Source organism: Variovorax sp. E3 (assembly GCF_016082275.1).
Taxonomy (GTDB): Bacteria; Pseudomonadota; Gammaproteobacteria; order Burkholderiales; family Burkholderiaceae_C; genus Variovorax.
In genome coordinates, this window is sequence record NZ_MOWM01000079.1 from 17,775 (window position 1) to 31,744 (window position 13,970).

6 protein-coding genes and 4 pseudogenes are annotated in these 13,970 nt (G+C 66.8%); 9 read left to right on the top strand and 1 reads right to left on the bottom strand.

What is annotated here, in order from left to right; all coding sequences use genetic code 11:
• Positions 1–328: 328 nt before the first annotated feature.
• Both BMG07_RS24125 and BMG07_RS24130 read left to right on the top strand, forming a co-directional pair.
• Positions 329–1,224 (top strand): annotated as a pseudogene (locus BMG07_RS24125) (RNA ligase family protein).
• The gene (locus tag BMG07_RS24130) at positions 1,221–2,360 is read left to right on the top strand and encodes an AAA family ATPase (protein WP_198086683.1); all 1,140 of its coding nucleotides are present in this window, start codon (positions 1,221–1,223) and stop codon (positions 2,358–2,360) included. The pseudogene BMG07_RS24125 and the gene BMG07_RS24130 overlap by 4 nt, the downstream one beginning before the upstream one ends.
• Before the next feature lie 75 nt (positions 2,361–2,435).
• Here the strand turns inward: BMG07_RS24130 and ffh are convergent, their stop codons facing one another.
• Complete coding sequence (ffh, locus tag BMG07_RS24135; RefSeq protein WP_198086684.1) at positions 2,436–3,824, bottom strand: signal recognition particle protein; 1,389 nt, start codon at positions 3,822–3,824, stop codon at positions 2,436–2,438.
• Between the two features lie 183 nt (positions 3,825–4,007).
• On the opposite strand from ffh, the pseudogene BMG07_RS24140 reads away from it, so the two are divergent.
• From BMG07_RS24140 to BMG07_RS24170, 7 genes and pseudogenes are all read left to right on the top strand, one after another.
• Positions 4,008–4,819: pseudogene (locus BMG07_RS24140) on the top strand (inner membrane protein YpjD).
• Complete coding sequence (locus BMG07_RS24145; RefSeq protein WP_198086685.1) at positions 4,816–5,082, top strand: PP0621 family protein; 267 nt, start codon at positions 4,816–4,818, stop codon at positions 5,080–5,082. Before BMG07_RS24140 ends, BMG07_RS24145 begins: the two are co-directional and overlap by 4 nt.
• A 22-nt stretch (positions 5,083–5,104) precedes the next feature.
• Positions 5,105–6,802, top strand: coding sequence for a nitrogen regulation protein NR(II) (locus tag BMG07_RS24150; protein ID WP_198086686.1), 1,698 nt, complete (start codon positions 5,105–5,107; stop codon positions 6,800–6,802).
• A 4-nt stretch (positions 6,803–6,806) separates the two neighbouring features.
• Positions 6,807–8,355 (top strand): annotated as a pseudogene (locus BMG07_RS24155) (sigma-54-dependent transcriptional regulator).
• Positions 8,342–8,953 carry a 1,6-anhydro-N-acetylmuramyl-L-alanine amidase AmpD gene (gene ampD / locus BMG07_RS24160; RefSeq protein WP_198086687.1) on the top strand — a complete coding sequence of 204 codons (612 nt, stop codon included), beginning with the start codon at positions 8,342–8,344 and terminating at the stop codon, positions 8,951–8,953. Before BMG07_RS24155 ends, ampD begins: the two are co-directional and overlap by 14 nt.
• A 350-nt stretch (positions 8,954–9,303) precedes the next feature.
• Positions 9,304–12,218: pseudogene (locus tag BMG07_RS24165) on the top strand (ribonucleoside-diphosphate reductase subunit alpha).
• Between the two features lie 206 nt (positions 12,219–12,424).
• Positions 12,425–13,606 (top strand): ribonucleotide-diphosphate reductase subunit beta, encoded by a 1,182-nt coding sequence (locus tag BMG07_RS24170; protein ID WP_198086688.1) that lies wholly within the window; start codon positions 12,425–12,427, stop codon positions 13,604–13,606.
• Positions 13,607–13,970: the final 364 nt, after the last annotated feature.

Consider the following 13,970-nt stretch of genomic DNA (forward strand, 5'->3'; position numbering starts at 1 on the left):
CTTCGGGTCCCTCCCGCGCCGATGTTTGTTGTCATGTGTCGCAGGTCGCCAACACGCTATCGAGCTTAGCAAAACCAAACAGCCGCGAGGCCCCTAGAATCGCGCACTCTTTTCAACCCTCTTTCTTCTGGAGCGCCAAGTGCCCCGATTCGCCGTCATCACTCTCTGACGCCGACAACACCACTCATTGCTGGTCATGTCGGGCGCCAAGCTGCGTACCCGCTGACCAGACACGGCCCGCCTGACGGCCGTGGAAGTCGCTCCCGATCTCTCCCAGCTTCGCTCCCGCACGTTGTCGGTTCTTCCTGATATTCATCTGGAGAACAACGTGTTCCCTCTCTCTTCTCTTTCATCGATTCCGCTGCTCAAGTACCCGCGTACTGCGCACCTGGAAGGCTCGCGCCTGCAGGCGGGCGACACCGACGACGGCCAGACGCCGCTGTCGGAACTGCACGGCATGCACGTCGTCATCGAGGAAAAACTCGATGGCGCGAATGCGGCCGTTTCGTTCACCTCGGCGGGCGAACTGCTGCTGCAATCGCGCGGCCACTACCTCGCGGGCGGCGCCGGCGAGCGCCAGTTCAACCTGTTCAAGCACTGGGCCGCGGCGCATGAAGCGGCCTTGCTCGAACGGCTCGAAGACCGCTACGTGATGTACGGCGAATGGTGCTTTGCCAAGCACAGCTGCTGGTACGACCGGTTGCCCGCGTTCTTCCTGGAGTTCGACCTCTACGACCGCCAGGCGCAGTGCTTCCTGTCGACGCCGGCGCGGCATGCGCTGCTCGACGGCGGCCCGGTGCTGCCAGTGCCCGTGCTCTACGAGGGCGAGATGCCCCGCCATGCGAAGGCGTTGCGTGCGCTCGTGCGGCCGTCGCTTGCGCGCAGCGCCGACTGGGTGCGCGCGTCGAAGACGCGGTGGCGCACGAAGGCCAGCCGCTCGACCTGGTGCGCCAGCAGACCGACCTGTCGGACCTGGCCGAGGGCCTGTACCTCAAGACCGAATCGGAGGGCCAGGTGACGGGCCGCTACAAGTGGGTGCGTCCGGACTTCGTCCAGACCATCCTCGACTCGGGCTCGCACCACAGCCGCCGGCCGGTGCTGCCGAACCAGCTGGCGCCGGGCGTGGATCTCTACGCACCGACGCCGCAAGTGACGTGGCACGACCTGGGGCTGCGCACCTTGCGCGACCCCGCCGAACTCTCGACCACAAGGAGGGCGCGATGACTTGCGACGACCTGCGCGCCCTGGTGCCCGCGCCCGGCAAAGACACCGACTGGGCCCAGTGCTGCGACCTGCTGCCGGCCTTGCGGCGTCTCGAAGAAACGCCGCAAGACCCGTACTACCACGCCGAAGGCAACGTCGGCATCCACACGCGCATGGTGCTCGACGCGCTGCTGGCCGACGCGCACTACCGGCGCGCCGATGCCGACAGCCGCTTCGTGCTGTTCATGGCCTGCCTGCTGCACGACATCGCCAAGCCCGACACCACGGTGATCGACCAGGCCAGCGGCCGCATCGGCCAGCCCGGCCACTCGCGCCGGGGCGCGGTCGACGTGCGCGTGCTGATGTGGAAGGCCCGCGTGCCGTTCGCGTTGCGCGAAGCCGTGTGCCGGATCATCGCGGTGCACCAGTTGCCGTTCCATGCCTTTGCCTCGCGCAAGGGCGTGCGGCCCGAGTGGCTGGTGCACAAGCTGTCTTGGGAGCTGAGCCTGCCCGACCTGTGCTGCGTGGCGCGCTGCGACATGCTCGGGCGCCACTACGAAAAGCGCGCCGACAGCATGGCCGACATCGCGCTGTTCGAAGAACTGGCGCAGGAAGAAGGCTGCTGGAACGGTCCGCGCCCGATGGCCGACGCCCACACGCGCCTGGCCTACTTTCGCGGCGCCGACACCAGCCCCGACTACCCGCTGTTCCAGAACGCGGGCTCGCGCGTGACCGTCATGTGCGGCCTGCCGGCCAGCGGCAAGAACCACTGGGTGGCGCAGCACCGCAAGGGCTGGCCGGTGGTGTCCTTCGACGATGCGCGCGCCGAGCTGGGCCTGAAGCACGGCGAGAACGACGGCATGGCCGCGCACCACGCGGTCGACCAGGCGAAGGCGCTGTTGCGCAAGCAGGAACGCTTCGTGTGGAACGCCACGCACCTGAGCGAGCAGATGCGCACCAAGACGCTGGACCTGCTGTGGAACTACCACGCGCAGATCGAGCTGGTGTACCTGGAGGTGCCGCACGCCGAGCTGATGCGCCGCAACCGCGAGCGCGACACGACGCTGTCGAACGCGGGCATCGAACGCATGCTGCACCGCTGGGAACTGCCCGCGCCGGTGGAAGCGCACGAGACGGTCTACGACGTGCAGACCTGAAAAGACGCAAGGCCCGCCAGTGCGAACCGGCGGGCCTTCTTATATATATGTATGGGCGCGTGCGGCGCCCGGTGCTCAGAACGGCAGCTTCGGCCCGCCGGGACCACCCATCCCGCCCATGCCCTTCATGCCGCCCATCTTCTTCATCATCTTCATGAGGCCGCCGCCCTTCATCTTCTTCATCATGCCCTGCATCTGCTCGAATTCGTTGAGCAGGCGGTTCACTTCCTGAACCTGCACGCCGGCGCCGGCCGCGATGCGGCGCTTGCGCGTGGCCTTCAGCAGTTCGGGCTTGCGGCGCTCCAGCGGGGTCATGCTCTGGATGATCCCTTCCTTGCGGCGGATGTCGCGCTCGGCGCGCGTCATGTCGGCCTCGGTCGCCTTGGCGGCCATCTGCGTGGGCAGCTTGTCCATCAGGCTCGACAGGCCGCCCATCTGCTTCATCTGCTGCAACTGGCCCAGGAAGTCGTTGAGGTCGAAGCCCGCGCCGCTCTTGACCTTGGCCGCGAGCTTCTGCGCCGCCGCCACGTCGACGCCGGCCGTGACCTGCTCGACCAGCGCGACGATGTCGCCCATGCCCAGGATGCGGCCGGCATGGCGCTCGGCGTCGAACACCTCCAGCCCGTCGATCTTCTCGCTGGTGCCGGCGAACTTGATCGGCACGCCCGTGACCTGGCGCACCGACAGCGCGGCGCCGCCGCGCGAGTCGCCGTCGGTCTTGGTCAGGATGATGCCGGTGAGCGGCAGCGCGTCCTTGAAGGCCTTGGCGGTGTTGATGGCGTCCTGGCCCTGCATGGCGTCGACCACGAACAGGGTTTCGACCGGATCGACCGCGGCGTGCAGCTGCTTGATTTCGGCCATCAGCGCTTCGTCGATGGCCAGGCGGCCGGCCGTGTCGACCAGCAGCACGTCGAAGTAGTGGCGCTTGGCGTGGTCGAGCGCGGCGCGGGCAATGTCCAGCGGCTTCTGGTCGGGCGTGCTCGGGAACCATTCGGCGCCGGCCTGTTTGGTCACCATCTTGAGCTGCTCGATGGCGGCCGGGCGGTACACGTCGCCCGACACCGTGAGCACCTTCTTCTTGCGCTTCTCGATCAGGTGCTTGGCCAGCTTGGCGGTGGTGGTGGTCTTGCCGGCGCCCTGCAGGCCGGCCATGAGGATCACCGCCGGCGGCTGGGCCGCGAGGTTGATGTCCGACACGCCTTCGCCCATGGTGGCGGCGAGTTCGCGGTTGACGATGCCGACCAGCGCCTGGCCCGGCTTGAGCGAGCCCAGCACTTCCTGGCCGAGCGCCTTTTCCTTCACGCGGGCGACGAAGTCGCGCACCACGGGCAGCGCGACGTCGGCCTCCAGCAACGCCATGCGCACTTCGCGCAACATGTCCTGCACGTTGCTTTCGGTGATGCGCGCCTGGCCGCTCATCGTCTTGACGAGGCGGGAGAACTTTTCTGTGAGGGCGGTGGCCATGAGCGGGATGCCTTGCTGCCCGCCGTGGCGGGTCATTGGAAAGTCGTGAGCGGAATCGGCGGCTTACTGCCCCTTCGTGAGACACCGAGGAACCGGCTTTGCCGGGCCTCTGGTGTCGCCCCCGGTGAGGGGGTCGGCGCTGCGACACGAAGTGCGCAAGCCTGGGGGAGATAAACTCCACCGATGATTTTAGCGATCCCCTCTCCACTCGGCGTGGCGCTGGGCATCGCCGCTGCGGTTGCTTACGGTTTTGTCGCCGCGACAGGGGCACGGATGAGCCGGCAGGCAGCCCAATGGGCCCTCGGCATCGCATGGTTTTTGCACGCTCTGGCGCTGGCCCACGGCCTGATCGGCAGTGAACCGCGCTTCGGCTTCGCGCCGGCGCTGTCCGTTACCGCGTGGCTGGTGCTCACCGTCTACGCGGTCGAAAGCCGCATGTATCCGCAGCTGAAGGTGCGGCGTGCGCTCGCCTGGCTGGGCGCGGCAGCGGTGCTGCTGGCCATCCTGTTCCCGGGCACGCCGCTGCATGTGTCGGCTTCGCCCTGGCTGCCGCTGCACCTGGCGCTTGGCATCGCCTCATACGGGCTGTTCGGCGCGGCAGTCGTCCACGCCTGGCTGATCACCCGCGCGAGAAGCAGATCCGCCTTGCCACCGCTGAACCGCAGGGCGGCGTGCCGCTGCTCACGCTCGAGCGGCTCACCTTCCGCTTTGTCACCGCCGGTTTCGTGCTGCTCTCGGCCACGCTGCTGGCCGGCCTGCTGTTCAGCGAACAGCTCTACGGCACCGCCGGGCGCTTCTGGAAGTGGGACCACAAGACCACGTTCTCGGTGCTGGCCTGGCTCACTTTCGCGATCCTGCTGATCGGCCGCTCGCGCTTCGGCTGGCGCGGCCGCACCGCGCGCCGCGTGCTGTACGCGGGCTCCGCGCTGCTGCTGCTGGCCTACGTGGGCTCGCGCTTCGTGCTCGAAGTGGTGCTGGCACGTCCTCCTGTATGAAATACCTCCTCGTCTTCGCGGTGCTCTGGATCGCGATCTGGCTCTGGCGCAAGAACCGGCGCGAAGAAATGCGCGATGCCATGCGCGAGCGCGCGGCCAAGGCGCAGCAGCGCCCGCCCGCACCGGTCGGCCCGCCGCAGGCGATGGTGCGCTGCGCCCATTGCGGCCTGCACCTGCCCGCGACCGACGCCATCGCCGGCCCCGGCGGCGCCGTCTACTGCGGCACGGCACACCGCGACGCCGCCACCGCGGCGCGCGGCTGAACACCCGCCCCACGCTTTCGCCATGAGTGCCCCCCTCTGGTCGCGCGGCGAACCGGTCACCGACTGGGACGTGCTCGAACAGGGCGGCGGCGAAAGCACCGCGCTGCTGCGGTTGTGGCGCGGCTTCATGGTCGCGCGCTGCTTCGTCGCGCTGGTGCTGGTGCTGCTGCAGGGCGTGGCCTTCGCGCTCGGGCAGGCCATGCTACCGCTGGCCATCGGCATTGCCGGCGCCTACCTGGTCGCCGCCTGGCTGGGCATGCGCTACACGCACTTCCAGCCGCCGCTGCGGGGTTTCACCGCGTCCTGGCTGCTGACCATCGGCATCGACCTGGCCGCCTTCACCGCGCTGCAGGTGCTGCAGGGCGGCAACATCAACTACACGCCGGTGTTCGCACTGCCGGTGCTCATGAGCGCGGTGCTCGGCACGATGGTCGTGAGCCTGGGCACCACGTCGACCGTCACGCTTTTGCTGCTGGCCGACGCGGGCTGGCACTGGCTGCAGCAGCCGGTCGATTCGTCGGGCCGCTTCGTGCAGGCGGCGCTCACCGGCACAGGGCTCTTCGTGGTGGCGCTGCTGGCGCACGAGCTGGCCCGCCGGCTGGCGCGCGAAGAAGCGGTGGCGCAGCGCAACCGCAGCAGCGCGCAGATGCAGGCGCAGGTCAATGACCTGGTGATCGAGACGCTGAGCGAAGGCGTGCTGGTGATCGACGCCGACGGGCTGGTGCACGCGGCCAACCCGGCGGCCGACGCGATCCTCGGCCAGGGCCTGGCGAAGCTGGCGCTGCCGTTCCCGCTGCACGCCCAGCCCGCCTGGCACGCACTGGCCGCGCTCGCGCGCCAGACCTTCGCGCGCCGGGCACCGCAGTCCGAAGAAATCCCGGTGGCGCAGGTGCGCGGCGCTGCGCGCGAGGTGCGCGTGCGCACGCGGCTCACGCCTGCCGGCGACAAGCGGCTGGACAGCCTGTGCGTGATGTTCCTGCAGGACCTGCGCGAACTCGAGGCCCGCATCCGCACCGAGAAACTGGCCGCGATGGGCCGCATGTCGGCCGCCGTCGCGCATGAAATCCGCAACCCGCTGGCCGCCATCACCCAGGCCAGCGCGCTGCTCAACGAAGACCTGACCGACCCCGCGCACCGCAAGCTCACGAGCATGGTGCAGCACAACGCGCAGCGGCTCGCGCGCATCGTGGACGACGTGCTCGACGTCTCGCGCGCGCGCCAGCAGCGCGTGCTGTCGCTCGGCGAGCAGGTGGTGCTCGACCCCGCCGTGCAGGTGCTGGCCGAGGAATGGATACGCCAGACGCAGCGCAAAGGCGTGCTCGTGTCGCTCGATGCCGCCGGCAGCGACGTGCGTTTCGACGCCGAGCACCTGCGCCGGCTGATGGTCAACCTGCTCGACAACGCCGCGCGCTACGCCGGCAAGCGCGAAGGCTCGATCCAGGTATTGACCAGCCTGCAGCGCGGCACCTCGGGCCGCCCCAGTCTGATGGTGTGGAGCGACGGCGCGCCGCTGGAGCCGGCCGTGCAGCGGCACCTGTTCGAGCCTTTCTTCTCGTCGGAGAGCCGCTCCAGCGGGCTGGGCCTGTTCCTGTGCCGCGAGCTGTGCCGCCGGCACGGCGCCACCATCGGCTACGAGCGGCGCGCGCTGGTGGCGGGCGGCCCCGAGGGCAACGAATTCTTCGTCAGCTTCGCCGCCAGCGAAAACCGGCTGACACAATAGCGCCGTGAGCATTCCCATCCCTTCCACCCAGCGGCCGGCGCAGATCCTGGTCATCGACGACGAACCCGACCTGCGCACGCTGTACGAGCTGACGCTGCTGCGCGAGGGCTATCGGGTCGAGGCCGCGGGCAGCGTGTCCGAGGCGTGGCAGCACCTGGAGGCGGGCCGCTTCGACGCGGTGATCACCGACATGCGGCTGCCCGACGGCCAGGGCATGGAGATCATCCATCGCATCCAGAAGGACCAGCGCAGCGAGCGCTGCGTGGTGATGACGGCGTATGGCTCGGCCGAGAACGCCGTCGAGGCGCTGAAGGCCGGCGCCTTCGACTACCTGACGAAGCCGGTCGACCTGAAGCAATTCCGCGCCGTGGTCGCGTCCGCCGTGCAGGCGCGCAATGCGCCGCAGCAGCCGGTCAAGTCGGTGCAACCGGCGGCCGCGAGCGGCGGCGATGCGCCGATGGTCGCGTCGGGCAGCGGCGTCGCGGCGCTCGAGCGGTTGGTCGGCGATTCGGAGCCGATGCGGCTCGTCAAGTCGCGCATCGCCAAGGTGGCGCGCGGCATGGCGCCGGTGCTGGTGCGCGGCGAGTCGGGCACCGGCAAGGAACTGGTGGCGCGTGCGGTGCATGCCTGCAGCCAGCGCAGCGACGGCCCCTTCGTTGCCGTGAACTGCGGCGCGATTCCCGAGAACCTGCTCGAAGCCGAATTCTTCGGCGCGAAAAAGGGCTCGTACACCGGCTCGGCGCAAGACCGCGACGGCTACTTCCAGGCCGCGCGCGGCGGCACGCTGTTCCTCGACGAAATCGGCGACCTGCCGCTGGCCATGCAGTCGAAGCTGCTGCGCGCGATCCAGGAGCGCAGCGTGCGCGCGATCGGCTCGACGCAGGAAGACGCGGTCGACGTGCGCATCGTGAGCGCCACCCACAAAGACCTGCACGCCGAGGTGCAGGCCGGCCGCTTCCGGCAAGACCTGTTCTACCGGCTCAACGTGATCGAGATCGCGGTGCCCGCGCTGCGCGACCGCCGCGAAGACCTGCCCGCGCTGTGCGCCGCGCTGCTCGCGCGCATCGCGCACGACGCCGAAATGCCGGTGCCGCACCTGTCGAGCGACCTGCTGCGCCGCCTCGCATTGCATCCGCTCGACGGCAATGTGCGCGAACTCGAGAACCTGCTGCACCGCGCGGTCGCGCTGAACGACGGCGACGAGCTGCACCTCGACCTCATGGGCGGCTTCACCGCACAGGCCGAAGCCGCGGCGTCCGCGCCGGCGCCGCTGCTGCCCGCGCTCGGCGCGCCGGCCGCGCTGGGGCCGGCCCCATCGCGCCGGTTGCGCCCCCAAGGCCGCGCCGCCGCCGTTGCCCTCCGACCTCCAGGCCTATCTCGACCAGCAGGAGCGCGAGATCCTCGTGCGCGCGCTGCACGAGAGCGGCTTCAACCGCACCGCGGCCGCCGCGCGCCTGGGCATGAGCCTGCGCCAGATCCGCTACCGCATCGCGCGCCTGGGCATCACCACGCCCAACGGCGACGATGGCGCGAGCAGCCATGTCGACGACTGACCCCCCCGGCGACGACGGCGCAAGCGCGCTCTGGCAGGCCGGCTGGTACCGCTTCGCGAAGGCGCTGCCGTCGCCGAACTTCGGACCCCGCCCCGCCGGTGCGCCCACCGACCTCGTCGTGCTCCATTCGATCAGCCTGCCGCCCGGCGAGTACGGCGGCGACGCAGTGCAGCGGCTCTTCACCAACCGGCTCGACTGGGACGCGCACCCCTACTTCCAGTCGATCCGCGGGCTCGAGGTGTCCTCGCATTTCTACGTGCGCCGCAACGGCGATCTCTGGCAGTTCGTGAGCTGCGACGACCGCGCCTGGCATGCCGGCGTGTCGTCGTGGCAGGGCCGGAACAACTGCAACGATTTCTCGGTGGGCATCGAACTCGAGGGCCTCGAAGGCCAGCCGTTCGACGAGCCGCAATACGAGACGCTCGCCAGCCTGTGCGCCGCGCTCGCGCAGCACTACCCCATCGCGCACATCGCGGGCCACGAGCACGTCGCGCCGGGCCGCAAACAGGACCCCGGTGCCGGCTTCGACTGGCGCGCGCTGCGCGAACAGCTGGGCTGGAATCCACAGATGTTTCCCGCGCAGGTGGTGCAGCGCTAATTTTTTCAATCGCGCGGCGCCACGCGATGCGCGCATATCGCGCTGCAACAATGCGAAAATAGCGAACGCGCGATGTAGCAACCATGCGCCCTGCAAGCCCAAATCGGCTTGCAAGCCAAGCCCCATGCGGCTTGCAAGACCATAGGCCAGTATTGACGCGGTTTCTCTGGCCGTGCCCTACACCGAAAGGGATATCGGCAAGGCTTGTATCGAGAGGAAAACGCTACATCTAGTGGGTTGTACACCCCCTGCACCCTAGATATAGTGTCTTCCGTCCGGTCATCAGCGCCGGCGCGACGCCCGGCCCAGGCGCCGCCATCCAACAAGAATTGCCAACCGAGAGGAAGCGAATGCAAACAGCCCTGAACCCCCAATCGTCCCCGCGTGCCGTTCCCTCCACGCCACCGCAACAGCAGCGAGACACTGCCGGCTCCCCCAACGTGCAGAACCTCGCGCACTACCAGATCATTCGCCGCAACGGCGCCGTGGTGCCCTTCGAGCCGAACAAGATCGCCATCGCGATGATGAAGGCCTTCCTGGCCGTGCACGGCACGCAAGGCGCGGCTTCGGCCAGCGTTCGCGAAACGGTCGACGCGCTCACGCAGGGCGTGATCCGCGCGCTGGTGCGCTCGCGTCCGGGCGGCGGCACCTTCCACATCGAAGACGTGCAGGACCAGGCCGAACTCGGCCTGATGCGCGGCGGCCACCATGAAATCGCGCGCGCCTACGTGCTGTACCGCGAACGCCGCACGCAGGAGCGTTCCAAGCAAGGCGAACAGGACGCACCGGCCACGCCCGCGCTGCACGTGCTGGACAACGGCGAACTGGTCGCGCTCGACCTGAACGAACTCAAGGGCCTGATCGAATCGGCCTGCGAAAACCTGGGCGAGAGCATCACGGCCGCGCCGATCGTCGCCGAGACGATGCGCAACCTGTACGACGGCGTGCCGCTCGACGAGGTCTACAAGGCATCGATCCTGGCGGCCCGCACGCTGATCGAGAAAGACCCCGACTACACCTTCGCCACCGCGCGCCTGCTGCTGCACACGATCTTCAAGGAGATCATCGGCCGCGAAGTGATGCCGGTCGACCGCGCCACCGCCTACGCCGACTACTTCCCGCAGTTCATCAAGAAGGGCGTGGAGAACGACCTGCTCGACGAGAAGCTGCTGCAGTACGACCTGCCCCGCCTGGGCGCCGCCCTGAAGGCCGAGCGCGACAACCAGTTCGACTACCTCGGCCTGCAGACGCTGTACGACCGCTACTTCCTGCACGTGCGCAAGACCCGCATCGAGCTGCCGCAGGCTTTCTTCATGCGCGTGGCCATGGGCCTGTCGCTCAATGAAATCGACCGCGAAGCGCGCGCCATCGAGTCTACGAAGTGCTGTCGTCGTTCGACTTCATGTCGAGCACGCCCACCCTGTTCAACGCCGGCACGCTGCGCTCGCAGCTGTCCAGCTGCTACCTGACCACCGTGCCCGACGACCTGGACGGCATCTACGAGTCGATCAAGGAAAACGCGCTGCTGTCGAAGTTCGCCGGCGGCCTGGGCAACGACTGGACCCGCGTGCGCGCGCTCGGCAGCCACATCAAGGGCACCAACGGCGAATCGCAGGGCGTGGTGCCGTTCCTGAAGGTGGTGAACGACACGGCCGTGGCCGTGAACCAGGGCGGCAAGCGCAAGGGCGCTGTCTGCACGTACCTGGAAACCTGGCACCTCGACATCGAGGAGTTCCTGGAGCTGCGCAAGAACACCGGCGACGACCGCCGCCGCACGCACGACATGAACACCGCCAACTGGATCCCCGACCTGTTCATGCGCCGCGTGATGGAAAAGGGCACCTGGACGCTGTTCTCGCCCTCCAACGTGCCTGACCTGCACGACCTGTTCGGCGCCGACTTCGAGAAGGCTTATGTCGCCTACGAAGAAAAGGCCGCCCGCGGCGAGATCAAGCCCGCGCGCACCCTGCAGGCCACCGACCTGTGGCGCAAGATGCTCACGATGCTGTTCGAGACCGGCCACCCCTGGATCACGTTCAAGGACGCCTGCAACGTGCGCTCGCCGCAGCAGCACGCCGGCGTGGTTCACTCGTCGAACCTGTGCACCGAGATCACGCTGAACACCAGCGACACCGAAACCGCCGTGTGCAACCTGGGTTCGGTGAACCTGCTGCAGCACCTGAAGGACGGCAAGGTCGACCAGGAAAAGCTCAAGCGGACGATCTCGACCGCGATGCGCATGCTCGACAACGTGATCGACATCAACTACTACGCCGTGAAGAAGGCGCGCGACTCCAACCTGCGCCACCGTCCGGTCGGCCTGGGCCTGATGGGCTTCCAGGACGCGCTGTACGAACTGCGCATTCCCTATGCGTCGCAGGAAGCGGTGCAGTTCGCCGACGAGTCGATGGAAGCCATCTGCTACCACGCCTACTGGGCCTCGACCGAGCTGGCCAAGGAACGCGGCAAGTACTCCAGCTACAAGGGCTCGCTGTGGGACAAGGGCATCCTGCCGATCGACTCGCTCGACCTGCTCGAGAAGGCACGCGGCGGCTACGTCGAGGTCGACCGTTCGGCCACCCTCGACTGGGACTCGCTGCGCCAGAAGATCAAGGCCGACGGCATGCGCAATTCGAACTGCGTGGCCATCGCCCCGACCGCGACCATCTCGAACATCATCGGCGTGGACGCATCGATCGAACCCTGCTTCGGCAACCTGTCGGTCAAGTCGAACCTGTCGGGCGAATTCACCGTGATCAACCACTACCTGGTGCGCGACCTGAAGCGCCTGGGCCTGTGGGACGACGTGATGGTCATGGACCTGAAGCACTTCGACGGTTCGCTGCGTCCGATCGACCGCGTGCCGCAGGACGTGAAGGCGCTCTACGCCACCGCGTTCGAAGTGGAAACCACGTGGCTCGTCGAAGCCGCCGCGCGTCGCCAGAAGTGGATCGACCAGGCGCAGTCGCTGAACATCTACATGGCCGGCGCATCGGGCAAGAAGCTCGACGACACGTACAAGCTCGCATGGCTGCGCGGCCTGAAGACCACGTACTACCTGCGTACGCAAAGCGCGACGCACGCCGAGAAGTCGACGGTGCAATCGGGCCGTCTCAACGCGGTGTCGTCGGGCAACGACGCACCTTCGGGCATGAGCGCGCTCGAAGCCGCTGCCGCCGCGGCAAAGGCACAGATGAGCGCGATGCCCGCCACCGACATCGCGTTCTGCGGTGTGGACGATCCGACCTGCGAAGCCTGCCAGTGATGTGCAAGTGAAGCGTCGTCGTTCGACGCTTCGGTGAATCAGTGAGGTGCATGCGAAAAATCGCGCGACGTTCGCTCAATGAAGGCATTGACTGACATCGCGCGATGCATGCGAGCAACATAACAACCACATAAATGGCGTGCGATGTGAACGAGCACTTTGCAACTCACATCGTTACTCCGATAATTTGAGCATTGGATTTTTCTATGTTGACCTGGGACGAAGAAGTCAAGCCCTCCTTACCAAAGGATATGCAACAAGGATTGCAGCACCACAACGCATCGACCAGCGGTTTCACCGCAGGCCGTTCGGTGGATGCTCCGACTTCGTCGATTGCACACACTGCACCCGCGGCAACGCCTGCGGTCGCCCAACGCGTCAAGGCTTCCGACAAGCGCATCATCAACGGTCAGACCGACGTCAACCAGCTGGTGCCCTTCAAGTACAAGTGGGCGTGGGAAAAGTACCTCGCCACCTGCGCCAACCACTGGATGCCGCAGGAAGTGAACATGACGCGCGACATCGCGCTGTGGAAAGACCCCAACGGCCTGACCGAAGACGAGCGCCGCATCGTCAAGCGCAACCTCGGCTTCTTCGTGACCGCCGACTCGCTGGCCGCCAACAACATCGTGCTGGGCACCTACCGCCACATCACGGCGCCCGAGTGCCGCCAGTTCCTGCTGCGCCAGGCCTTCGAAGAAGCGATCCACACGCACGCGTACCAGTACATCGTCGAGTCGCTCGGCCTGGACGAGAGCGAGATCTTCAACGCCTACAACGAAGTGCAGTCGATCCGCGAGAAGGACCAGTTCCTGCTCCCGTTCATCGACGCCATCAGCGACCCCCACTTCAAGACCGGCACCCACGAGACCGACCAGACGCTGCTCAAGTCGCTCATCGTGTTCGCCTGCCTGATGGAAGGTCTGTTCTTCTATGTCGGCTTCACGCAGATCCTTGCGCTGGGCCGCCAGAACAAGATGACCGGCGCCGCCGAGCAGTACCAGTACATCCTGCGCGACGAGTCGATGCACTGCAACTTCGGCATCGACCTGATCAACCAGCTCAAGCTCGAGAACCCCGGCCTCTGGACCGCGGAGTTCAAGACCGAAATCAAGGCCCTCTTCATGAAGGCCGTCGAGCTCGAGTACAAATACGCCGAAGACACCATGCCCCGTGGCGTGCTCGGCATGAACGCCTCCATGTTCAAGGGCTACCTGCGCTACATCGCCAACCGGCGTGCACAGCAGATCGGCCTCGAAACGCTCTTCCCGAACGAGGAAAACCCGTTCCCCTGGATGAGCGAAATGATTGACCTGAAGAAAGAGCGCAACTTTTTCGAGACCCGCGTGATCGAGTACCAATCGGGCGGCGCGCTCTCCTGGGATTGACTCTCTCAACAAGAATTAATGAATTCAAGAATTGCCCTTGCCACCGATCGCGCCAAAGAGCGCGGCATGGACGAGGGCTCAGGTGTTCATGGTGCTGGGGCTCAGATTCCAACGCCATGAATCACTTCACGCTACCCAACGTGCGTGGAGTGCTTCAATAGGTTGATTTTTTCAACTTGATCAAGGAGAAATAGAAATGGCAACTGCAAAGAAAGCGCCGGCCAAGAAGGCCGCTGCAAAGAAGGCTCCGGCAAAGAAGGTCGTGGCTGCTAAGAAGGCTCCGGCAAAGAAGGTAGCCGCCAAGAAGGCGCCGGCCAAGAAGGTCGCTGCCAAGAAGGTAGCCGCCAAGAAGGCAGCGCCGGCG

Coding starts and splice junctions, on each gene's coding strand:
- BMG07_RS24130 (WP_198086683.1), top strand. CDS start 1,221: ATGACTTGCGACGACCTGCGCGCCCTGGTGCCCGCGCCCGGCAAAGAC.
- ampD (WP_198086687.1), top strand. CDS start 8,342: ATGTCGACGACTGACCCCCCCGGCGACGACGGCGCAAGCGCGCTCTGG.
- BMG07_RS24150 (WP_198086686.1), top strand. CDS start 5,105: ATGAGTGCCCCCCTCTGGTCGCGCGGCGAACCGGTCACCGACTGGGAC.
- BMG07_RS24145 (WP_198086685.1), top strand. CDS start 4,816: ATGAAATACCTCCTCGTCTTCGCGGTGCTCTGGATCGCGATCTGGCTC.
- BMG07_RS24170 (WP_198086688.1), top strand. CDS start 12,425: ATGTTGACCTGGGACGAAGAAGTCAAGCCCTCCTTACCAAAGGATATG.
- ffh (WP_198086684.1), bottom strand. CDS start 3,824: ATGGCCACCGCCCTCACAGAAAAGTTCTCCCGCCTCGTCAAGACGATG.